Genomic DNA, 21,463 nt, shown 5'->3' with positions numbered 1-21,463 from the left:
CCTGGAAGCCTCGGATGCCGGCCAGCGGCCGGCACTACCGAGCGGGCGCGTTCCACCCCTTCTGCACGCAGCGAGGGGATAATAGAGGCCCAAGCCGGGCCGGTCGCCGTCATGAAAGAACTCACCCTGAACTCTGCTGTCGCCACGCTCCGCGCCGGTGGCGTGATCGCCTATCCGACCGAAGCGGTCTGGGGCCTGGGCTGCGATCCGTCACATGAAGCCGCGGTGCACGCGGTGCTGCGGCTGAAACAGCGCCCGATCGAGAAGGGCATGATCCTGGTCGCCGCCGAACTGTCGCAGCTGGAGGGCTGGGTCCGCCTGCAGGCGCTGCCCGACGCCCGCCAGCGTGCGGTGCTGGCCAGCTGGCCGGGCGCCAACACCTGGATCCTGCCGGCCGGTCCGCACGCGCAGCCCTGGGTCACCGGCGAACACAGCGGTATCGCGGTGCGCATCAGCGCCCACCCGCTGGTCGCCGCCCTGTGCCGCGCCTGGGGTGGCCCGCTGGTCTCCACCAGCGCCAACCTGGCCGGTGAACCGCCGGCACGCAGTCGCGCCGAGCTGGATCCGCGCCTGCTGCGCCTGCTCGATGGCCTGCTCGATGGCGAGACCGGTGGCCTGGCCCAACCGACCCCGATCCGCGACGCGCTCAGCGGCAACGTGCTGCGCTCCTGAGCAGACGATTGCACTGCCACGCACAATCACGCACCCTGCCGCCATGAACCTGCTGCGCACCGCCTTGGGCCTGTGCCTGCTGCTGCCATGGACCGCACCGGCCGCAGAGGACGTGCGCGTCTATCGCTGCGTCGCCAGCAATGGTGCCGTGGCCCTGCAGGACAGGCCCTGCAGCAGCGGCCGGCAGGAAGTGCGCGACCTGCAGCGCCCGCGCGACCCGACGCCACGGGTGGTGCGCAGCGATGCGACGCCCGCGCCTCCCGACGAGGTTCCGGTGATGCGCGATCGCGAAGTCCGCCACGTCTACATCCAGCCGCCACAGCCCTTGTACGAATGCGTGAGCGACGACGGTCGCCGCTATACCAGCGACAACAACGAGGGCAATCCGCGCTGGGTACCGTTGTGGACCAGCGTCTGGCTTCCGCACGGGCACCACGGCCCGGTCCATCCCGGCCCACGCCCGGCCTTCGGCACGCCGGTCGGCACCCCCATCGGTGAAGTAACCGGCTACCGGCCGCCCGCGGTGGGTGTCGGTGTGCAGGTTCCGGCCGGCAGCGTGCTGGTCCGCGACAGCTGCCATGCGCTGCCGCCGCAGGAAGTCTGCGCGCGCCTGCGCGACCGCCGCTGGGAACTGGACCGCCGCTACAACAGTGCGCTGCAGAGCGAGCGTACTGCCATCAGCAACGAACAGCGTGGCATCGACGCACGCCTGTCGCGGGACTGCGACCGCTGAGCGCAGCACCTGCCGTGGCATGTACGCTGTGCGCATGAAGAACCTGATCTGGCTGGCCCTGGGCCTGTTCGCCGGCAACGCAGTGGCCGACGACGGGGTGATCTACCGCTGTACTTCCAGCAGCAGCGATGTGCCTACCCTGCAACGCACGCCCTGCCCCACCGGCAGCAAGCAGCAGGTGGTGCGGATTCCGGCGTCCGCCAGTGCGCCGCCTGCATCAGTCACAGCAGCACCTGCGCCGCCGCCCGAACCGGCGACAGCGGGTACATCGCCCGCTTCGGTGCCCAGCCCCCGCCGCCCGGGCGAAGGACGCACGATCATGGAAGCCGGCATGGTCGAACGTGAAGGCGGCGATGTGATACTCGACAGTGCATCGCTGCCACGCCAGGCTGATGCCGCGCCGGACAGCAATGCGCCGCCGAAGCCGCCGCTGCCGCCCATCTTCCAGTGCACCGACAGCCAGGGCGGTGGCTACCTGCACGAATACGAAGCTGCCCCAGGCCGCTGCGAACTGATGACCGTGCAGGGCCTGGGCGGCGCCACACCGGTCAACGCTGCAGGCTGCGAAGTGGTGCGCGACCGCTGCGAGGAACTGCCGGAAGCGCAGCGCTGCAGCAGCTGGCAGCAACGCTTCCGCGACGCACGTGGCCGCGAGCGGTTCGCCTCGCCGGAGAACCGCGACAACGCCCGGGGGGAACGCGAACGGTTGCAGGGCGTACTGGAGGCCAGCAACTGCCCGGTACCGGGGTGACTGCCATGCGGTAGTGCGGGCCGCTGGCCGGCAACTGCAATCACCTGAAGATCCCGTGGTTGCCGGCCAGCGGCCGGCACTACCACCGCATGATCAGAACCCGTAGCGCAGGAAACCGCCATCCACTGCGATGCATTCGCCGGTGACATAGCTGGCCGCCGGCAAGCACAGGAAGCCCACCGCGGCAGCCACTTCCTCCGGCTCGCCGATACGGCGCATCGGCGTGCGGTTGATCACTTCCTCGTAGTAGTCCGGGTCCGACAATGGACCGGACGTGCGCCGCGTGCGGATGTACCAGGGCGCCACCGCGTTGACCCGGATGCCATCCTCGGCCCACTCGACGGCCAGGTTGCGGGTCATCTGGTGCATCGCGGCCTTGGTCATGCCATAGACCACGCCACTGCGCACGTGGGTCAGGCCGGACACGCTGCCGACGTTGACGATCGACGACGACGCGTGCCGGGCCAGCAGCGGATGCGCGTAGCGCGACAGCTCGAAGGCCGAGAACAGGTTGGTCTCGAAGATCTTGCGCCACTCGTCCTCGGAATACTCCGTGGCCGCCTTGGTGACGTTGCCACCAGCGTTGTTGACCAGGATGTGCAGGCCATCACTGTGGTCTTCCACCCAGTCCAGGATCTGGCGGCGGTCCTCGTCATCGGAGACGTCCGCGGCCAGCGCATGCACCTGGTGCTGCGGATACACATCCAGCAGTTCGTCGCGCGCGGTCTCCAGCATGTCGATATCGCGGCCGACGATCATCAGATCGGCGCCGAGCCCCGCCAGTTCATGCGCGATGGCCAGGCCGATGCCGGCGCTGGCGCCGGTGATCAGGGCCGTCTGGCCGTCCAGGCGCCACCGTTGCTGGGTCATGTGTCCTCCGGGGCCGCGCCCACTGCATTTCGATGCCGCAAGGATACGCGCTCACGGCGGCGCTCGGCCGGGGATGCGACACTTGCCCATACGCCCACCGCGGAGAGCCGCCATGCGCATCCTGATCCTGTCCACGTCGCTGCTGGCCAGCCTGCTGCTGGCGGCCTGCCAGCGGCCGCCCACGCCGAATCCGGAGAAGCCACCGGTGCCACGAGCGATGTCGCGTGCGATCAACGAGCCGCTGGACCGCGCCAAGGACGTGCAGAAAACCGTCGATGATGCTGCCGCGCGTGAGCGCAAGGCCGAGGCCGACGCGGCGCAATGACCGGTGCGGTCAGAGCCCTTTGCGAAGCCAAGGGATCCGACCCCATGAACGAAAACGCCCGGCCTGAGCCGGGCGTTTTCATTCGATAGCGTTGCCGGTCAGAACCCGCAGAAGCAGTACGCCAGCGCCTTCACCGGTGCGCCGTTGCCCTTTTCGCGGGCCGCGTTCTCGACGAAGCGCAACTGAGTGTCCACTTCCGGCATCGTGCGTGCCAGCATCATCCGCGCCATGCCCGAATCGGACAGCATCCAGGCACCGGCACGACTGCCAGCGAAACCGCTGACGAACTGCGCGAACGGCGTGGCTGCCTTCTCGATGTAGCGCACGCGATAGGCATCGGACTTGCCCAGCTTGGCGCGGCTGGCCGCATCGGCCACCGCATCCTTCAGGCCACCGAAGGCATCGACCAGGCCGCGTTCCTTGGCCTGTGCACCGCTCCACACGCGGCCGCGGGCCACCTCGTCCACGGCCTCGACCGGCTTCTTGCGCGCGTCGGCGACGCGACCGGTGAAGTCGGCGTAGCCTTTGTTGATCACCGACTGGATGACCTGTCCCACGGCCGGATCCATCGGGCGGGTGACATCGAATGCACCCGCAAAACGGGTGGTGCCGACACCGTCAGTGTGCACGCCGATCTTGTCCAGCGCGCGGCTGAAGTTCGGTACCATGCCGAAGATGCCGATCGAACCGGTGATGGTCGACGGATCGGCGTAGATGCGATCGGCATTCATGCTGATCCAGTAGCCACCGGAGGCAGCCAGGTCGCCCATCGACACCACCACCGGCTTGCCAGCGGCCTGCAGCGCCACCACTTCACGGCGGATCTGCTCGGAGGCGAACACCTCACCGCCCGGCGAATCCACGCGCAGCACCACGGCCTTCACGTTGTCGTCGTCGCGCGCGGCGCGCAACAGCGCTGAGGTCGACTCGCCGCCGATGCGGCCGGCCGGCAGGTCGCCACCGCTGATCTCGCCGGCAGCCACCACCACGGCCACCTGCGGACGCGAGTCCACCGGGTTGCGGCGGGCGTCGAGCAGGGCCAGGTAACGGCCGAAGTCGACGTTGCGGAAACCACCGTCGGCGTCTTCGTCGGCCACGCCGCGCTCGATCATCAGATCCTCGAATTCCTCGCGGGTCTTCAGCGCGGTCACCAGCTTCTGCTGCAGCGCGAACTTGGCCAGGTCGCCACCGGCGGCGGCAATGCCTTCCGGCAGCGTGTCGATGCCGGCAGCCAGCTGCGCCGGATCCAGGCGGCGCGCCTTGGCGATGTCGCCCAGGTAGCGCTGCCACACATCGTTCATCCAGAACAGGTCGGCTTCCTTGGAGGCCGGCGACGCGGCGTCAAGCACGTACGGTTCGGCCGCGGACTTGTACTCGCCCACCTTGAACAGGTGCACGTCCACGCCCAGCTTGTCCTGCAGGCCGGTGCGGAAGTACTGGCGGTAGCGGCCGAGGCCTTCGAGCACGACCGAACCCATCGGGTCCAGGTAGACCTCGTCGGCCTGCGCGGCCAGCAGGTACTGCGACTGGCCCATGCTCTCGCTGTAGGCCACCAGCTGCTTGCCGGAGGCACGCAGATCCTGCAGCGCGGCGGCCACTTCACGCAGCGAAGCGAAGCCGGACGGCTGCAGCTTGTCCAGCTCCAGCACCACGCGCTCGATCTTCTTGTCGTCCTTGGCCGACTCGATCACCCGCAGCAGATCGCGCAGCTGGATCTCTTCGGCACCGTTGTCACCCACCGCCTTGGCGAGTGCGCGGCTGACCGGATCGGCACTGAACTGCTCGACCAGGCGGCCCTCCGGCGCGATCACCAGGGTGGTGCGGTCCTGCAGTGACTTGCTGGCACCGGCGCCCATGCCGGCGGCGATGACGAACATCACCAGCAGCAGGAACAGCAGGCCGAAGAACACCAGGTTGAGGATCAACCGGCGGGTGAAGTTCATGACGTCCCACAGCCCGATGAAGAAACTGGCGACGGGGTTGCGACGCGCCGGGGGCAGCGGGGGCACGGGTTGATTCATGGAACGCTCCGGATGGCTTCTTGCCGTGGTACCAGCATAGCCGGTGCCGCGTGATGCGGCATCGGACACAAGTCAGGGGATCGCCCGCCATGGGGCGGCATGGCGGGCAGGAAGATCAGGACAGCGCGGACTGCCCGATGCGCTGGCTGCTACGGCGCAGGCGCCAGCCCATCAGGATGGCAGCGGCGGTCAGGCCGACGATCAGGCCGATCCACATGCCCTGCGGGCCCATGCCCAGCCCCAGGCCGAGCCCGGCGCCGAGCGGCATGCCCAGGCCCCAGTACGCGAACATGGCGATGAACATCGGCACGCGGGTGTCCTTGAGGCCGCGCAGCGCACCCGCCGACAGCACCTGGATGCCGTCCGGGAACTGGAAGGTGGCCGCGTACAGCAGCAGGGTCGAGGCCAGGCCGGCCACGGCCAGGTCGTTGGTGTACACACCGACGATGGCATCGTGGCCGAACAGCAGCACCGCCGCTGACAACGTCTGCGTGCCCATGATGATCGCGTAACCGGCCCACGCCGCACGCCGCACGCCGAAGCCGTCACCACGGCCGACCGCATGGCCGACGCGCACGGTGGTGGCCTCGGCCACGCCCATCGGGATCATGAAGCACAGCTGCGCGACGTTGATCGCGATCTGGTGTGCCGCCGCTTCATTGGCACCCAGGCGGCCGATCAGCAAGGCGGTGACGATGAACAGGCCGCCTTCCATCAGCACGGTGATGCCGATCGGCAGGCCGGTGCGCAGCAGCTCCCAGATCGCCTTCCAGCGCGGTCCCTCGAAGTGCGAGAACAGCTGCAGATGGGCGAAGCGCTTGGTCCGCCACAGATACAGGGCGAATGCGGTCGCCTGCAGCCACATCATCACCGCCGAAGCGATGCCGAGGCCCTCGGCCCCTAACTCCGGGAAGCCGAGCTTGCCATTGGCCAGCACGTAGCCCATCGGTGCCAGCACCAGCAGGCCACCGAAGCCGAGCAGCATGGTCGGCAGCGTCCAGTGCATGCCCTCGCTGAGATAACGCATGCAGAAGTACAGGGTCAGCGCCGGGCCACCCCAGCGCACCGCATGCAGGAACGCGGTCGCCCCCGGCACGATGTCCGGCGCGATGCCGAAGGCCGGCAGCAGCGGCGGCACCACGGTGAGGAAGGTGAACATGATCAGCCCCAGCCCCAGCGCCAGCCACAGTGCCTGGCGGAACAGCGGGCCGATCTCGCGCTCGCGGCCGGCGCCGTGCAGCTGCGACACCGAAGCGGTGAGCGAGATCAGGGTGCCGATCGGAATCAGCATTGGCAGCCACAACAACGCCGTACCGATGGTGACTGCGGCAAGGGTCGCCGTAGCGTGGTGGCCGGCAATCACGTTGTCGACGAAGGAGATCAGACCGGTGGACACATGGCCCAGCACGAGCGGCAGGGCGAGCAGACCGGTGGCGCCGACTTCCTTGCTGAAGCGCGGCGTGGAGGTTGCAGTAGACATAAGGTGCTTGACGCGAACTGCGGTTGCGCGCGAAGGGCACAGGCACCGGGTTGCGGGCGCCCATCTTACGCGGGCGGCGCCTGCATTCCCATGACATGGCGTGAATGCTGGGTTTCAGCCGCCCCAAGCAAAAAGGGGACGGAGGGGATTAAGTCGCATTCGGCACTGACTGGCCTGATACGACTTAATCCCCTCCGTCCCCTTTTCTACTGGCCGGCCTGGCGCTTTAGCCAGCTGTCGCGCTCGGCGGCGGGCACGGCGAGGAAGGCGCTGCGTACCGTGTCGCGTTCCTGCGGCGGCGTGCGCTGCGCGACCAGGGCCAGCTGGGCCAGCTGCGCCGGGTTGAGCTGGCGCAGCACGGCCAGCGCGGTCTCGCGTTGCTCCGGTGGCACGAATCCGAACAGTCCGTGCAGCTTGGGGAATTCCAGGCCCAGCTGCGGGCCCAGCCGCCATCCGTCGCGGAACGCCTGATCCTGCGCCTGGAATTGCTGCCGCATGCGCTGCTGTTGATCGGCCGGCAGCGAATTGAAGCGCGCAGCCGCCTGACGGATGCGCTCGCGCTCTGCTTCCGGCAATGCGCGCCAGGCGGCGTAGTCGGCACGGCGCTGTCGCTGCTGCTGCGCATCCAGCTGGACGAATTCGGCAGGTGCTGTTGCAGCGGTCGACGCCGGCGTGGCCGGCGAACTGCCCGGAACCGGTGGCGGCAACGGCACGCTCAACGGCTGCGGTGCGGCGGACAGCGACAGCGGCAGGGCCAGCAGCAAGCTGGCGAGCACGTACTTATTCATCGGCGGCAGCCGTTTCCAGCGTGGCACTGGCCGGCTCCGGCCGGCTCGGCTTGGCTTGCGATTCATCCACCGGCAGCGGGCCGCCCGCGGCAGTCCACGCGTACAGGTCGGCATCGGCGACCAGCGGGTAGTCGCGATCTGCCAGCATCGCTGCGTCATCATTGGCTTGCGCCTGGCCCGCGTCCGGTGCGGCGTCCACCTTGCTCGGTGGCAGGGCTTCCACGGTCACCGGACCGGCTTCGCCCACCACGCCCTCCGGCAAGGGTGCATCGCTGCCGAACGAATGTCCCTGCAGGTGGCGCCACCCCAGCGCGGCGGCCAGCAGTACCGCCACGGTCACCAGCAGGATCAGCGGACCGCGCCAGCGCGGCCTGGCATTCGCGCGGCGGCGCTTGCCGTTGGCGGCCGCACGCTCGTCCCGCTGCGGTGCGCGCCAGCTGGAGGCCGGTGCTTCATTGTGGGTGGTGGGTGCGGCCGGCTGCTGCAGTTGCTGCAGGCGTGCGGCCGGCAGGTCACGGACACGGGCCTGTACCTGCTCGGCCAACTGGCGCCAGGCCACGGCATCGGGCCGACCCTGGGCATCACGCGGGCAGGCATCGGCCAGCAGGTGCTGGTAACCGGCCTCGTCCTGGTCGAGCACGCGCATGGCGATGCCCTCGTCCAGGCTGCCGCCCACCCGCAGCAGCAGCGCCAGTCGTGGAAGTGGCGGCATCGCGCCCAACGCGGCCAACGACGGGGCCCACTGCCCGCCCGCCGGCTCGCGCAGCGCTTGGCGCTGGCCCAGCAGGGTCCAGAAGCGGGTCGGCCATTGCGCCATCGGCAGGTCGCTGGCGACCGCCGCAAACGCGCGCATCACTGCCACCAGGGTCTGCTCGGCACGCGCGGCATCGCCGCACTGCAGTTCAGCCACCACCAGGGCGCGGCGTTCGACGCCACGCAGGAACGCCGACAGCGCGCCGGCCGCGGTCGAGGAAACAGGGGCGGGCACAGCCGTCATCGGTCACTCCAAAGGTCTGCCGGCATGATAGCGGCAGCCCATCGGCACCCGTAGGACTTGCGCCCACAGGCACTTCGTGCTGCAGGTTGTGCACAGCACCACGCTCCCCGCGCGGGAAATTGCGGCATGCCGCTGAATTCACTCTGTTTCAGCAATGTTTCACACTCAAGTTGTTGATTTTGAATAACTTTGAAGTGTGGCGATTTTTTGACCAACCCAAGGGTGAGCTCGTCGCCATCGGCCTCCTGCGTTCCCGTCGACCGGTAACGCACAACGTTATCCACAGAACATGTGGATAAGACTGAATCTCCAATGGACACCGATATTTAGGTGACATTTATGATTCAACGGTCGTCGCCCGGGCACGTCTGCCCCCTGCCATTCGCGCATGCATGGCCCGTTACACTGGCCCGATGCTTTCACCCGTTCCGACCCTGCAGGTCGCCCTGCCCGTCCCCCTGCCCCGCCTGTTCGACTACCTGTCGCCGGAGGGCGATGGCCCCACGGCCGCGGTCGGCTGCCGCCTGAAGGTGCCGTTCGGCAACCGCGAGCTGGTCGGCGTGGTGGCCGGCCACGGCCAGACCGACGACGGCCAGGGACTGCGCCAGGCGCTGGCCTGGTGCGACCGGCAGCCGCTGCTGCAGGGCGAACTCTGGCAGAGCCTGCAGTGGCTGGCGCGCTACACCCATGCGCCACTGGGCGAGGTGCTGAGCACCGCCCTGCCCGGCCCGCTGCGCCATGGCGAGGCCCTGCCCGACACCCACCACTGGGGTTGGCAGCTGACCACCGAAGGCCACGCCCAGCGCGAAAAGCTGCGCGCCGGAAGCCGTCCGCGGCAGCTGGCCGAGCTGCTGGCAGGAGCGATCGTGGATGAGGACGTGCTCGGCGAACGCATGGCCGACTGGCGCACCGCTGCACGCAGCCTGGCCAAGCGCGAACTGGCCGAGCGCGTGGCGATGACGGTGGCACCGCAGCATGCGCAGCCGCTGCCCGGCCCCACGCTCAACCCGGACCAGGCCGGGGCGGTGGCTGCGATCAACGCTGCCGACGGCTTCCAGCCGTTCCTGCTGGACGGCGTGACCGGCAGCGGCAAGACCGAGGTCTACCTGCAGGCGATCATCCATTGCCTGGCGCAGGGCAGGCAGGCGCTGGTGCTGGTGCCGGAAATCGGCCTGACCCCGCAGACCCTGGCACGTTTCCGCGGCCGCCTGGGCATCGCCGTGCACGCCTTGCATTCGGGGTTGAACGACAACGAGCGCGCGCGCGTCTGGGCGGCCGCCTCCCGCGGCGAAGCGCGGGTCATCGTCGGCACCCGCTCGGCGGTTTTCACGCCATTGCCGCAGGCCGGCCTGCTGATCGTCGACGAGGAACACGACGGCAGCTACAAGCAGCAGGACGGCATCCGTTACCACGCGCGCGATTTCGCTCTGGTGCGCGCCAAGGCGCTGGGCATTCCGGTGCTGCTCGGCAGCGCCACCCCTTCGCTGGAAACGCTGCACAACGCCTACGCCGGGCGCTACACGCACCTGCGCCTGAAGCAGCGCGCCGGCGATGCCCGGCCACCGCGCGTGCGCATCCTCGATGTACGCAAGCGGCCGCTGCACGATGGCCTCTCGGCCGATGTGCTGGCCGGCATCGGCGAACACCTGCAGCGTGGCCAGCAGGTACTGGTGTTCAAGAACCGCCGTGGCTACGCACCGGTGCTGCTGTGCCACGACTGCGGGTGGACCGCGCCTTGCCAGCGCTGCGATGCGCCGATGACCGTGCATGGCGGCGGCCGACGCCTGCAGTGCCACCACTGTGGCGCGCGCCAACCGGCGCCGTTGGCATGCCCGGCCTGCGGCAGCCTGGCGCTGCAGCCGCAGGGCATCGGCACCGAACGCCTGGAAGAACACCTCACCGCCGCCTTCGCCGATTTCCCGGTGGTGCGCATCGACCGTGGCACCACCTCACGCCGCGATGCGCTGGAACAGCAGCTGGCGAAACTGGGCGACCAGCCCGGCATCCTGGTCGGCACGCAGATCCTGGCCAAGGGCCACGACCTGCCGAAGCTGACCCTGGTGGTGGTGGTCGGCATCGACGAAGGCCTGTTCTCCGCCGACTTCCGCGCCAGCGAGAAGCTGGCGCAGCAGCTGATCCAGGTGGCCGGTCGTGCAGGACGTGCGCGTGACCCCGGCGAGGTCTGGCTGCAGACCCATCACCCGGGTCACCCGCTGCTGGAAACCCTGGTGAGCGGTGGCTACCACCCGTTCGCGCAGGCCGAGTTGAACCAGCGGCAAGCCGCAGGGTTCCCCCCGTTCGCGCACCTGGCGCTGATGCGCGCCGAAGCGCAGCAGGTCGAGCACGCCAATGCGTTCCTGCTGGCTGCGCGGCAGTTGCTGGGCGAGCAGAACGTGGTGGAGGCGTACGGCCCGATGCCGGCGCCGATGCCGCGGCGCGCGGGCTACCAGCGCACACAGCTGCTGCTGTCGGCGCCGCAGCGGCCACCCTTGCATGGCGTGCTCGCGCAGCTGGTTCCGCAGCTGTATGCGCTGCCGGAAGCACGCAAGGTGCGCTGGTCGCTGGATGTGGATCCAACGGACCTGTATTGAGGGGTCAGAGCCCACCCGTCGGGTGGGATCCGACCCCGATGCCCAGGGGTCGGATCCCTTTTCGCAGAAAAGGGCTCTGACCCCGGACGCCTTCGCTTACGTCAGCGGCGACATCACGCCGCGCTGGTAGGCCGGGCGCTCACGCAGCCGCGCATACCAGTCAGCCAGATGCGGCAGCTCCGGTCGCTGGATCGGCAGCTCGTACCAGGCGTAGACCAGCGAGCCCAGCGGGATGTCGCCCATCGCGAACTTCTCGCCCGACAGCCACGGCTGCCTGGCCAGGGCAGCGTCGGCCATCGCCAGGTAGTCACCGGCGCGCACGATGGCGGCATTGATCCGCGCTTCATCGCGGTCGGCCGGCGCGGTGCGCATGATGCCCCAGACCAGGTCGCTGTACAGCGGCGCCATCCGCGACGTGCTCCAGTCCATCCACTTCTCGGCCTGGGCGCGTTCCATCGGGTCCTCAGCGTACAGGGTGCCCAGTGCATAGCGGGCGCTCAGGTAACGCACGATGGTGTTCGATTCCCACAGCGGCAAGCCGTGGTCTTCGATCACCGGCACCAGGCCGTTGGGATTCATCGCCTGGTACTCCGGCGTCTGCGTACCACCATGGCTGCCACCGACTTCGATGGATTCGTACGGCAGGCCGATTTCCTCGGCGCACCACAGTACCTTGCGGACGTTGCTGGAATTGCGGCGGCCCCAGATCTTCAACATGCGGGTTTTCCTTGCTGGCAATGCGAGCGGCAACGATACGCCTGACCGGGTGGAGATGTCCGTGCCGGATGCGGGATCTGGCATCCGGGCATTGCCGGCCAGCGGCAGGCACTACCTGTTCTTTTTTGGCAGCGCGCGCACGTAGGACGACTTGCCGTCCTTCTTCAGCTCGAACAGGCCGATCGCCGCCAGCAGGTCGCTGAGCTTGCCGTAGCCATAGTTGCGCGGATCGAACGAGGCCTGGTTGCCGATCTGGCTGCCGACCGGGCCGAGGTGCGACCAGCCATCCTCACCCTCGGCCGCGGACACCGCACGGCGCAGCATCTTCACCAGCCGGGTGTCACTGCGCATTTCCGCACCGCTCTTGCGTGGACGCGCATCGTCGTTGGCCACCGGCTCGTTCGAGGCCTGCTCGCTGGACGCCTGTTCGGCATCGGGCACGCTGGCATGGGTCTGGCCCAGTGCCTCCAGGTAGGTGAACTTCGAGCACGCATTGACGAATGGCTCGGGCGTCTTCTTCTCGCCGAAGCCATATACCTTCACGCCATCGGTCAGCAGGCGCATCACCATCGGGGTGAAGTCCGCATCGCTGGAGACGATGGCGAAGCCATCAAGGTTGCGCGCGTACAGCAGGTCCATGGCATCGATCACCATCGCCATGTCCGAAGCGTTCTTGCCCTTGCTGTAGGCGAACTGCTGGATCGGGCGGATCGCATACTCATGCAGCACCGCTTCCCACCCCTTCAGTCGCGGGCTCTTCCAGTTGCCGTAGGCACGGCGCACGTTGGCCACGCCGTAGCGGGCGACTTCGGCCAGGACCTCGTCGATCTTCGAGGCCGGCGCATTGTCGGCGTCAATCAACAGGGCGATGCGCTTTTCCGGTTCGCTCATGGGCTCCTCACGGGCCGTTGCCTGAACCCGAGTATCGCCGATCCGGGCAGGCGCTGACGTGACAGGTGGCTGCCGTGCGAAGATGCCAGGCGCTTCCCCCGATGCCCCCACTGGAGTGAGTCGATGAGTCGCGAGCGCGTTCCCCACCTGGTCGTTGTCGGCGGCGGTTTTGCCGGTCTCTGGGCCACCCGCGCCCTGGCCCGCGAGCGCATACGCATCACCCTGGTCGATCGCCGCAACCATCACCTGTTCCAGCCGCTGCTGTACCAGGTGGCCACCGCCGGCCTGTCCGCACCGGATATCGCCGCACCGCTGCGCCACATCCTCGGCCACCAGCGCAATGTGGAAGTCCGCCTCGGCGAAGTGGTGGCCATCGACAAGCGGGCGCGGCAGATCCGCATGGCCGATGGCAGCACGCTGGACTACGACAGCCTGCTGCTGGCCACCGGCGCCACCCACGCCTACTTCGGCAACGATCAGTGGGCCGATGATGCGCCCGGCCTGAAGACGCTGGACGATGCCATCGCGCTGCGCCGCAAGCTGCTGCTGGCGTTCGAACGCGCCGAGGCCGAACCGGACCCGGCGAAGAAGGCGGCGTGGCTGAGTTTCGCCATCGTCGGCGGTGGTCCCACCGGCGTCGAACTGGCCGGCACCCTGGCCGAGATCGCGCGCCACACGCTGCGCAACGAATTCCGCCACATCGACCCGGCCAGCGCCAGGGTGCGGCTGGTCGAGGCTGGGCCGCGCGTGCTGTCATCGTTCCCGGATGTGCTTTCGCTGAAGGCGCGCCGCCAACTGGAAAAGCTGGGCGTGGAAGTGCTGACCGGTACCCCGGTGAGCGACATCGACAGCCAGGGCTTCAAGCTCGGCGAACAGTTCGTACCGGCGCGCACCGTGGTCTGGGCCGCCGGCGTGGCCGCTTCACCGCTGGCGCGCACGCTGGACGTGCCACTGGACCGCGCCGGACGCGTGCCGGTGCAACCGGACCTGACCCTGCCCGGTCACCCGGAGCTGTTCGTGGCCGGCGACCTGGCCGCACTGAGCCAGGCCGACGGCAAGCCGGTACCCGGGGTGGCACCGGCCGCCAAGCAGATGGGCAAATACGTGGCCGAGGTGATCCGCGCGCGCCTGCACGGCAAGCCCGAGCCCGGCCCGTTCAAGTACGCCGACTACGGCAACCTGGCCACCATCGGCCGCATGGCCGCGATCGTGCACCTGGGCCGGCTGCAGCTTTCCGGCGTGCTGGCCTGGTGGTTCTGGCTGGCCGCGCACGTGTTCTTCCTGATCGGCTTCCGCAACCGCATCGTGGTGCTGCTGAACTGGGCGGTCGCGTACTGGAGCTACCAGCGCAGTGCGCGCATCATCTTCGGTGATGACCGCGACGACCGGCGGCCGAAGCGGTAGGGCTGCACGCAACGGGGTCCGATCCCTTTCCGCAGGAAAGGGCTCTGACCCGGTCAACACCCTCCACGCATGGCGTGGATCTACCGGTTCATCGGGCCACCGGACACCCGTCGTTTCGACGAGGTCCGGCAGAAGTCCTCCTTCCTTGCGGTGTCGGCAATCTGCGCGGTACTCCAATGCCGGGTGATCCAGATCGTCAATGCGGTACTGCTGAGCTGCCAGCGCAGCATGCCGCGCTGCGGTTGCCGCCACAGGTAGCGCCGGGCAATCCAGAAGGCCTCCCGCTCCACTTCAGGCACCTTCTTCATCGCGTCGTTGTCGAAGAACTGGGCGGTGTAGCGCCAGGGGTTCATCGGCTGGTATCCCGCCCGTGGCTCACTGCTGCACGCAGCCACACCACTGGGCGCACGGTCGGCCGGCTTCGGCCGACCGCCTGCCAATGCCAGCCCGAGCAGGTACAGCAGGCCAGGCAGCAGCGCGATGCCGGCGACCAGCACGACGACGGAGATCCATGCCTTGCCGGCGGCACGCATCGCTCACTGCGCCTTCGGCTTCGGGTACCACAATGCGTTGACGATGACCCAGCGCTGGTCGAAGCGCCCCATGTGGAAGTAATCGACGAACCACGGGGTTTCCAGCCGCACCGAGGCCGCGTTGCCGGTCACGTCCAGCACCGTGCAGCGACGATCCCATTGATCCTTCGGGGTCTTCAACGCGCCCTGCTTCGTCAGCGAGACCAGTTCTTCCTTCGACATCCGGCGCAGGCCCAGGCGTTCGTCGGGCGTATCGCCGAGCACCGCTCGCTTGGCCAGGTCCGGATGCAGGGAGCGGGCGACGCGCTGCGGGTCGGCCTCCAGCTGGCCATCGACGTAGTCGTGGCAGGTGGCTTCGATGGCCGCGAGGGTGGCCGGGTCGGCGGCAGGGCTCGTTGCGGCGGAAAGAGCGAACAGCAGGGCGATCGTGGACATCCGGGTCTCCAGCGCTGGGCGCGGGGCGATCATCGCATGGGCTGGGTAGCCCATCCACGCGTGGCGTGGATCTACAGGACCGGCGCCTGCAGCCAGGCCAGCTTGCGTTCGCGCGGCTGCTGCTTGAGTTGCCACTCGGCCCGCGAGGCGGCGGCCCGGTCCGGGTATTCGCGCACGGCCAGCACGCGCAGCGGTGGCCGGGCCCGGGTGTAGCGCGCGCCCTTGCCGGCCTGGTGGGCGGCGAATCGCGCCTCCACATCGGTGCTGATGCCGGCGTAATAACTGCCATCGCGGCATTCGAGCAGGTACAGGAACCACGGGCGGAGGGACGGGGCCATGCCCGGATTATGCCGTGCTGCACTGCAGCGGATATACTGGCGCCCGAATGCAGGAGAGTGGCGCCGCGCTGGCGCCCGCCGAAGGCGCAGGCTCCCATGATCGCTCAGGCCGGTGGGCTGGAATCCCACCAACCATGCATTCGACTCGCCGAGCTGGAGAGAGGTCACCGGGCACGCCCGGGACGATCCGCCGAAGGGGCACGCGGCCAACGCCGCTGAACTCTCAGGCAAAAGGACAGCGGGAGCGGCACCGGTCATCGTCATCCCGTCATTGCGCAGGCAGTGGTGGCAGTTGCGCATGGCCGGCCCCACCGCGCCCGGAGCCTGTTCCATGCTGCTGTCCATCATCTACCTGATTGCCATTTCCGCCGAAGCCATGACCGGTGCACTGTCTGCCGGCCGCCGCCGCATGGACCTGTTCGGTGTGGTCATGATCGCCTGCGTCACCGCCCTCGGGGGCGGCTCGCTGCGCGACATCCTGCTCGGCCACTACCCGCTGGGCTGGGTGAAGCATCCCGAGTACCTGGGTTTCACCGTGTGCGCGGCGCTGATCGCCACCTGGGTGGCGCGCTGGATGCACCACTTCCGGCGCACCTTCCTGGTGCTCGATGGCCTGGGCCTGATCGCCTTCACCCTGATCGGCTGCTCGATCGCGCGCGAGGCCGGCCATGCGATGCCGATCGTGCTGATCGCCGGCATGCTGACCGGCGCGTTCGGCGGCGTGCTGCGCGACATCCTCTGCAACGAGGTGCCGCTGATCTTCCAGAAGGAGCTGTACGCGATCATCGCACTGCTGACCGGTGCGGCCTATCTGTTGCTGCTGCATTGGGGCGTGGCCGATGCCACTGCGATCCTGTGCTGCCTCGGCGGCGGCTTCGCGCTGCGCCTGCTGGCGATCCACTATCGCTGGGAAATGCCGAAGTTCGTGTACCACGACGAAGTGCATTGAGCCTCTTCGTAGCGTCGAGCCATGCTCGACTGCGCTTTGCAGGAAGCCAACGCGCGTCGCGCGCACGTCGAGCATGGCTCGACGCTACAAATATCGGCATCACCACCCCGGCGATGTACCTGGCGCTGTCGCTCATGCGCAGCGCCAGGCGCATCGCCGGTGCAGATGGGCCGGCCTCCAACTCCGGCCGGCCCTGATCGCGGCCGCACCCCCGCAGGCGCTGGCCGCCATCCACACACGTGCCGCACTCAGGCGGCTTCGGACACCTTCACGTCGCGACGGGCACGCACGGCCGCAGCCAGCCGCTCCAGCACCGTCACGGTGGTGTCCCAGTCGATGCAGCCATCGGTGATGCTCTGCCCGTAGACCAGCGGCTGGCCTTCCACCAGTTCCTGGCGGCCCCCGACCAGATGGCTCTCGATCATCACGCCCACGATGCGCTGTTCGCCGTCTTCCAACTGAACGGCGATGTCGTCGATCACCTTCGGCTGGTTCTCGGGGTTCTTCAGGCTGTTGGCATGGCTGGCATCGATCATCAGTCGCGCCGGCAGCTTGGCCTTGGCCAGCACCTGGCAGGCCTCAGCCACGCTGCCAGCGTCGTAGTTCGGTTGCTTGCCACCGCGCAGGATCACATGGCAATCCGGGTTGCCGGTGGTCGACACGATGGCAGTGCCCCCCTGCTTGGTGACCGACAGGAAATGATGCGGGTTGGATGCCGCACCCACCGCGTCGGCGGCGATCTTCACGTTGCCATCGGTGCCGTTCTTGAAGCCGACGGGGCACGACAGCCCCGAAGCCAGCTCGCGATGCACCTGGCTTTCGGTGGTGCGTGCGCCGATCGCGCCCCATGCCACCAGGTCGGCGATGTACTGCGGCGAGATCACATCGAGGAATTCAACACCGGCCGGCAGGCCGAGCTTGTTGATGTCGCGCAGCAGGCCACGGGCGATGCGCAGGCCCTTGTCGATCCTGAAGCTGCCGTCCAGGTCCGGGTCGTTGATCAGGCCCTTCCAGCCCACCGTGGTGCGCGGCTTCTCGAAGTACACGCGCATGACGATTTCCAGCTCGCCAGCCAGCGCATCGCGCAGCGGCTTCAGGCGCTGGGCGTACTCGATGGCGGCCTTCGGGTCGTGGATCGAGCACGGGCCCACCACCACCGCCAGGCGATCGTCGCGGCCGTGCAGGATCTGGTGCAGGGCCGCGCGCGAGGCGCTGACGGTGTCGGAAGCTTCATCGTCACAGGGCAGCATCGCCAGCAGCTGGGCTGGCGGTGTCAGCGGTTCGATGGTGCGGATACGCAGGTCGTCGGTGTGCGGGGGCATTGCAGGAGATCTCCGGAACGTTGGGGGTCCCCAGCGTGGCGGCATGAAAAAAGCCGCCAGGTTCGCTGGCGGCTTTCGGGAATGCGTCTGAAGCTTTCTTCAGGGTGAGCGCAGTCCTTCCTCCGCCAGTGGCTTCGGAAAGTAATACCAGTAAAAGCGGGTAGCGGCTGCGTTCATGGGATCTATTGATAGCACAGCTTTTGCGCAGTGCAAAATGTTTCATCCGCAACTGGGGGCGCGGTTCAGTGATGCGCCTGACTGCGCAGCGCACGCGGTGGCCGCTGTGCAACGTCGCTCATCTGCCATGCACTTCCACGTCCAGCAGCAGGCCTTCGTGGATGTCGGCCCAGCGCTCCAGCACGCGGTCCAGCTCCTGCCGGGCCTCGTCCAGCTGCTCGGGATTGAGCAGGGAACGGGCGGTGTAGAGATCGGACACCAGCCGGCGCAGTACCGCTTCCGGGATGGCCACCGAGGGCTCTTCCATCTGCGGCAGCTGCAGTGCCGGCGTATCACCCTGCGGGCCGTACAGCGTTACCTGGAGCGTGCTCTGCATGATCAACTTCCCTGCGGATGGACATGGGCAATGTCCTGTTTACCGCGTCCGGGTGACAGGCGCATGTGCCATGCGCGTCCGGAGGCGCTGCTACAAGGCGGCCAGGTCGGCAAGGTGCTGCCCCATCCCATCGTCTGCGCCGACGGCATTGGTGGTGGCGAAGTACTGATGCCAACCGGTGGCGGCAATGCCTTCCAGCAGGGCGTCGGCGTCTCCCCGGCTCGCGCACCTCCATACAGCGTAGAACTGCTCGCTGCCACCGTGCGCTGCGCCCTCCGCGACACGCCCCATCGCCACCGGTGCGATGCGAACCGGATCGAACTGCTGCATGCCTGCGCCGATGCGGGTGAAGAAGGCGGTGCGTTGGTCAGGCGGGAGAGCGGTCCAGGCCGGGGTGGCGGTGTAGAGCTCGATGAGGGTGTAGGACATGGAAGGTCTTCCTTGAGGTTGATGAGATTGCAGGCCGGCAGCCGGCACTACCGCAACGAGCGCAGGGCGCGTTTGCGGATGTAGGCATTGGCATCGCCAGGGTGCTGCTGTTGCCACCGCGCGCACAGCTCACGCAGCCACTGCGGTTGAGTCTTGCCGGCATCGTTGAGCCAGTTCCCGACCGAGTCCTGCACGTAGCGCGCCGGGTCGTTGGCCATTGCTTCCAGCATCGGCAATGCGAGTTCTGGATGCTGCTTGAACAGCACGATATGCGTGGACCACACGCCTCGTGGGCGCAGCGCTTCGCAGGCGAAGCGGCGCAGGTTAGGCGATGCTTCCTGCGCCCACACTTGCAGGTACTCAAGCGCCTGCAACGGTGCGGCAACGATGTCGCTGCGCAGCGCCAGCCATGCCCATTCGCGCACGCCGAAGTGCGGGTCGTCAGCCAGCGAACGCATCGCCCGCAGCTTGGTCGGCAGCGCCGCGCCGGCATCGCTGCCAATCAGGTAACAGGCCCAGCCACGCACGGTGTCTGATGCGTGTGCCTGCCAGCGCGCGGGATCACCCTGCCCGGCTTCGCGCAGCAACCGCGCCGCCAGCGCCATGCGCTGGGTGATGCCCTTGCCGGAGGCGTTGCGCATACGTTGCAGCGCTTCCGGCTCGAGCACAGGTGCCACCCCCTGTAGCAGTGCGGCGAAATCCACTGCCAGGCATTCGGCCAGATGCGTGGCAGCGGCATCACCGCTGTTGAGTGCACGCAGCCGTTGCGCGTGAATGGGCGTGCTCATGCGGAGGCTTCCCGCCCGGTGTCCGTGTGCTGCCAGACCTTGCGCAGCAGCTGTGACAGCTGCTGCCGTTCATGAGCATCCAGGCCGTTGAACAGGCCGCTGATCCATTGTGTGTGCTGCTCGAACAGCGACTCGACCAAACGCTTGCCCGGTGCGGTCAACACGATCTGCAGACGACGGCCATCCTCGCCATCGCTGCGACGCTGCAGCAGGCCTTCGCGCTGCAGGGCATCGAGCAGGCCGCTGATGGTGGCCCGGGTCACGCCAGCGCGCTCGGCCAGCGCGTGCGGCGCCAGTGCGCCGCCGGCCCCGTGCAGCAGGAACAGCACGATGAAGCGACCCTCGCTGAGCCCGTGCGGTGCCAACCGTGCAGCGCAGTCGCGATCGATCGACGAGGACAACGAGAGCAGCTGGAAGCACAGGCGCAGCTGCGCGATGTTGGCGTGGCCGCGCCGCTGCGCTTCCTCCAGCAACGCCTGATGCTTGGCTTCGATCATCCTTTCCTCACAGCATGATTAGGCACCTAATCATATGGAGGATTCGCCACTGGAAGCAAATCGGAGTTGACTCAGGAAGTGCGTCCCAGCAGCAGCCGCGCGATCAGTCCCCCGCCCTCACGGTGCAGCAGCTGGAGTTCGCCTGCGTGGCGCTTTGCCACGTTGGCAGCCACGGCCAGTCCAAGTCCGGCGCCCCCGGTGGCGCGGCTACGCGAGCCCTCGCTACGCTGGAACGGTTGCAGCAGGCGTGCGCGATCGATCTCGGCGATGCCAGGGCCGCGGTCCATCACGTCCAGCTGAACCCCGTCACCCGCCATGGCGACCCACAGCTCCACGGCACCCGCGTAGCGCTCGGCGTTGTCGATGAGATTGTCGACCGCGCGCCGGAGCAGCAGCGCATCGCCATGCCACGGCAACGTATCCGGGCCCTGAAGGGAAATGTCGACCCCGCGCAGCAGCGCCGCCTGCACGCACTCCTCCAGCAGCGCTGAAAGATCCAGCATGCGCATCTGCAACGGCTGCAGCTCACCGCGTGCGTAGTCGAGCACCTGCTCGATCATCGTATCCATGCGCTCGATGTCCGCCACCATCCTGGCGGCCTGTGGAGCGGGAGCGAACTCCGCGCGCAGGCGCAGGCCGGTCAGGGGCGTGCGCAGGTCATGCGCCACGGCCGCCAGCATATGCGTCATGTCCCTTGCCTGGGCGCGCAGACGTTCGCGGCCGGTGCTGATCGCTGTGGCCAGTACCTGCACTTCGCGTGGACCGTCATCAGGCAATGGCGTTTCAGCCTGCAGGTCGACCCGTGCGCTGGCTTCAGCCAGGCGTCGCAGCGGGCGCCCCAACCGGATCGCCGCCCACGCCGCCAGAGGTGCCAGCAGGATCGCACCGCCCAGCAGGGCGAGCATCACCTGGCGGCGCCAGGCCGCCAGGTCACTGTGGTCGCTGCCGACCACCCGCCATCGGCCATCGGCCTGCCGCATCCCCAGTTCGAACGGCGGCCACTGCATGGCGGTCAGCAACGCGGCCTGCGATTTCAGCACGCCAGCACGAGCGGAGGCGTCCAGTACCGCGCCACCCTCGATGACCTGCACATCGGGCGCCCTGCCCTGCCCCGTCCACACCAGGCGTACATTTCTGGCCGGCAGGTCCATCTGCAGCGCCACCAACTGGGTGAGCCAGTCACTGGCGCTGCCCCGGGGTGGCGCGTCCTGCGTCGACATATGCAATCCCAGTGGCGCCGGCGCCTGTTCCCCACGCAGCACCTGCATCGCATGGTCCAGCCGCATCGGTGGCGGCGCGGGCCGGGGCATCCACCCCACTACCGCCACGCTGACCAGGGTTGCCAGCAGCAGGCTGGCCAAGGCCAGCATCGCGATCCA

At 68.1% G+C, this 21,463-nt stretch carries 23 protein-coding genes and 2 riboswitches; of the genes, 7 read left to right on the top strand and 16 right to left on the bottom strand.

Annotated elements, in window-relative coordinates; genetic code table 11:
* Window positions 1–111 precede the first annotated feature (111 nt).
* The 3 genes from HMPREF3114_RS15040 to HMPREF3114_RS15030 are packed head-to-tail and all read left to right on the top strand — an operon-like array spanning window position 112 to window position 2,156.
* Entirely contained in the window at window positions 112–672 is a 561-nt protein-coding gene (locus tag HMPREF3114_RS15040; protein ID WP_032954563.1) for an L-threonylcarbamoyladenylate synthase type 1 TsaC, read from the top strand.
* 43 nt (window positions 673–715) lie between these two features.
* Window positions 716–1,405, top strand: coding sequence for a hypothetical protein (locus tag HMPREF3114_RS15035; protein ID WP_053496973.1), 690 nt, complete (start codon window positions 716–718; stop codon window positions 1,403–1,405).
* Window positions 1,406–1,439: 34 nt separating this feature from the next.
* On the top strand, window positions 1,440–2,156 hold the full coding sequence (locus tag HMPREF3114_RS15030) for a hypothetical protein (RefSeq protein ID WP_053497031.1): 717 nt from the start codon (window positions 1,440–1,442) through the stop codon (window positions 2,154–2,156).
* A gap of 93 nt (window positions 2,157–2,249) precedes the next feature.
* Here the strand turns inward: HMPREF3114_RS15030 and HMPREF3114_RS15025 are convergent, their stop codons facing one another.
* The gene (locus tag HMPREF3114_RS15025; RefSeq protein ID WP_014038643.1) at window positions 2,250–3,026 is read right to left on the bottom strand and encodes an SDR family oxidoreductase; all 777 of its coding nucleotides are present in this window, start codon (window positions 3,024–3,026) and stop codon (window positions 2,250–2,252) included.
* Window positions 3,027–3,138: 112 nt separating this feature from the next.
* Between HMPREF3114_RS15025 and HMPREF3114_RS15020 the strand changes: the two genes are divergently transcribed.
* Window positions 3,139–3,351, top strand: a complete 213-nt coding sequence (locus HMPREF3114_RS15020; protein WP_053496970.1) for a hypothetical protein — start codon at window positions 3,139–3,141, stop codon at window positions 3,349–3,351.
* Between the two features lie 98 nt (window positions 3,352–3,449).
* On the opposite strand, the gene sppA is transcribed toward HMPREF3114_RS15020, so the two are convergent.
* From sppA to HMPREF3114_RS15000, 4 genes are all read right to left on the bottom strand, one after another.
* Window positions 3,450–5,372, bottom strand: a complete 1,923-nt coding sequence (gene sppA / locus HMPREF3114_RS15015; protein WP_005419640.1) for a signal peptide peptidase SppA — start codon at window positions 5,370–5,372, stop codon at window positions 3,450–3,452.
* A 115-nt stretch (window positions 5,373–5,487) separates the two neighbouring features.
* Window positions 5,488–6,852: an MATE family efflux transporter gene (locus tag HMPREF3114_RS15010; RefSeq protein WP_005419642.1), complete on the bottom strand. Its 1,365-nt coding sequence runs from the start codon at window positions 6,850–6,852 to the stop codon at window positions 5,488–5,490.
* A 206-nt stretch (window positions 6,853–7,058) separates the two neighbouring features.
* Window positions 7,059–7,640, bottom strand: a complete 582-nt coding sequence (locus tag HMPREF3114_RS15005; protein WP_053496968.1) for a DUF3106 domain-containing protein — start codon at window positions 7,638–7,640, stop codon at window positions 7,059–7,061.
* Window positions 7,633–8,637 (bottom strand): hypothetical protein, encoded by a 1,005-nt coding sequence (locus HMPREF3114_RS15000; RefSeq protein ID WP_053496966.1) that lies wholly within the window; start codon window positions 8,635–8,637, stop codon window positions 7,633–7,635. The genes HMPREF3114_RS15005 and HMPREF3114_RS15000 overlap by 8 nt, the downstream gene beginning before the upstream one ends.
* A gap of 413 nt (window positions 8,638–9,050) precedes the next feature.
* Between HMPREF3114_RS15000 and HMPREF3114_RS14995 the strand changes: the two genes are divergently transcribed.
* Complete coding sequence (locus tag HMPREF3114_RS14995) at window positions 9,051–11,228, top strand: primosomal protein N' (RefSeq protein ID WP_053496964.1); 2,178 nt, start codon at window positions 9,051–9,053, stop codon at window positions 11,226–11,228.
* 96 nt (window positions 11,229–11,324) lie between these two features.
* Here HMPREF3114_RS14995 and HMPREF3114_RS14990 read toward each other — a convergent pair whose 3' ends face one another.
* Both HMPREF3114_RS14990 and HMPREF3114_RS14985 read right to left on the bottom strand, forming a co-directional pair.
* A complete protein-coding gene (locus tag HMPREF3114_RS14990; protein WP_053496963.1) occupies window positions 11,325–11,945 on the bottom strand; it encodes a glutathione S-transferase family protein in 621 nt (206 codons plus the stop codon).
* Window positions 11,946–12,056: 111 nt separating this feature from the next.
* Window positions 12,057–12,836 carry an NYN domain-containing protein gene (locus HMPREF3114_RS14985; RefSeq protein WP_049470953.1) on the bottom strand — a complete coding sequence of 260 codons (780 nt, stop codon included), beginning with the start codon at window positions 12,834–12,836 and terminating at the stop codon, window positions 12,057–12,059.
* A 123-nt stretch (window positions 12,837–12,959) separates the two neighbouring features.
* Here HMPREF3114_RS14985 and HMPREF3114_RS14980 point away from each other — a divergent pair, with 123 nt between their 5' ends.
* Complete coding sequence (locus tag HMPREF3114_RS14980) at window positions 12,960–14,240, top strand: NAD(P)/FAD-dependent oxidoreductase (protein WP_005419654.1); 1,281 nt, start codon at window positions 12,960–12,962, stop codon at window positions 14,238–14,240.
* A gap of 80 nt (window positions 14,241–14,320) precedes the next feature.
* Here the strand turns inward: HMPREF3114_RS14980 and HMPREF3114_RS14975 are convergent, their stop codons facing one another.
* The 3 genes from HMPREF3114_RS14975 to HMPREF3114_RS14965 form a co-directional block, all read right to left on the bottom strand.
* Entirely contained in the window at window positions 14,321–14,773 is a 453-nt protein-coding gene (locus HMPREF3114_RS14975) for a hypothetical protein (protein ID WP_053496958.1), read from the bottom strand.
* A 3-nt stretch (window positions 14,774–14,776) separates the two neighbouring features.
* Window positions 14,777–15,208 (bottom strand): nuclear transport factor 2 family protein, encoded by a 432-nt coding sequence (locus HMPREF3114_RS14970; protein WP_070489953.1) that lies wholly within the window; start codon window positions 15,206–15,208, stop codon window positions 14,777–14,779.
* A gap of 71 nt (window positions 15,209–15,279) precedes the next feature.
* Entirely contained in the window at window positions 15,280–15,546 is a 267-nt protein-coding gene (locus tag HMPREF3114_RS14965) for a GIY-YIG nuclease family protein (protein WP_049452937.1), read from the bottom strand.
* Window positions 15,547–15,586: 40 nt separating this feature from the next.
* Window positions 15,587–15,676, top strand: a riboswitch (glycine riboswitch).
* 13 nt (window positions 15,677–15,689) lie between these two features.
* Window positions 15,690–15,793: riboswitch (glycine riboswitch) on the top strand.
* An 84-nt stretch (window positions 15,794–15,877) separates the two neighbouring features.
* Here HMPREF3114_RS14965 and HMPREF3114_RS14960 point away from each other — a divergent pair.
* The gene (locus HMPREF3114_RS14960) at window positions 15,878–16,495 is read left to right on the top strand and encodes a trimeric intracellular cation channel family protein (protein WP_005411215.1); all 618 of its coding nucleotides are present in this window, start codon (window positions 15,878–15,880) and stop codon (window positions 16,493–16,495) included.
* 248 nt (window positions 16,496–16,743) lie between these two features.
* Here the strand turns inward: HMPREF3114_RS14960 and HMPREF3114_RS14955 are convergent, their stop codons facing one another.
* The 6 genes from HMPREF3114_RS14955 to HMPREF3114_RS14930 all read right to left on the bottom strand — a co-directional run bounded on the left by HMPREF3114_RS14955 (window position 16,744) and on the right by HMPREF3114_RS14930 (window position 21,454).
* The gene (locus HMPREF3114_RS14955; RefSeq protein ID WP_010481143.1) at window positions 16,744–17,817 is read right to left on the bottom strand and encodes a 3-deoxy-7-phosphoheptulonate synthase; all 1,074 of its coding nucleotides are present in this window, start codon (window positions 17,815–17,817) and stop codon (window positions 16,744–16,746) included.
* A gap of 295 nt (window positions 17,818–18,112) precedes the next feature.
* A complete protein-coding gene (locus HMPREF3114_RS14950; RefSeq protein WP_053496953.1) occupies window positions 18,113–18,370 on the bottom strand; it encodes a hypothetical protein in 258 nt (85 codons plus the stop codon).
* Window positions 18,371–18,460: 90 nt separating this feature from the next.
* Complete coding sequence (locus tag HMPREF3114_RS14945; RefSeq protein WP_053496951.1) at window positions 18,461–18,799, bottom strand: DUF6616 family protein; 339 nt, start codon at window positions 18,797–18,799, stop codon at window positions 18,461–18,463.
* A gap of 47 nt (window positions 18,800–18,846) precedes the next feature.
* A complete protein-coding gene (locus HMPREF3114_RS14940) occupies window positions 18,847–19,587 on the bottom strand; it encodes a DNA alkylation repair protein (protein WP_053496949.1) in 741 nt (246 codons plus the stop codon).
* Window positions 19,584–20,084 (bottom strand): MarR family winged helix-turn-helix transcriptional regulator, encoded by a 501-nt coding sequence (locus tag HMPREF3114_RS14935; RefSeq protein WP_053496947.1) that lies wholly within the window; start codon window positions 20,082–20,084, stop codon window positions 19,584–19,586. The genes HMPREF3114_RS14940 and HMPREF3114_RS14935 overlap by 4 nt, the downstream gene beginning before the upstream one ends.
* 71 nt (window positions 20,085–20,155) lie before the next feature.
* Window positions 20,156–21,454: a sensor histidine kinase gene (locus tag HMPREF3114_RS14930; RefSeq protein ID WP_053496945.1), complete on the bottom strand. Its 1,299-nt coding sequence runs from the start codon at window positions 21,452–21,454 to the stop codon at window positions 20,156–20,158.
* Between the last annotated feature and the right edge of the window lie 9 nt (window positions 21,455–21,463).

This window comes from Stenotrophomonas sp. HMSC10F07, from assembly GCF_001807895.1.
Lineage (GTDB): Bacteria > Pseudomonadota > Gammaproteobacteria > Xanthomonadales > Xanthomonadaceae > Stenotrophomonas > Stenotrophomonas sepilia.
Note: the sequence above shows the minus strand (reverse complement) of the source record. Positions and strands in the feature narration are given on the sequence as shown.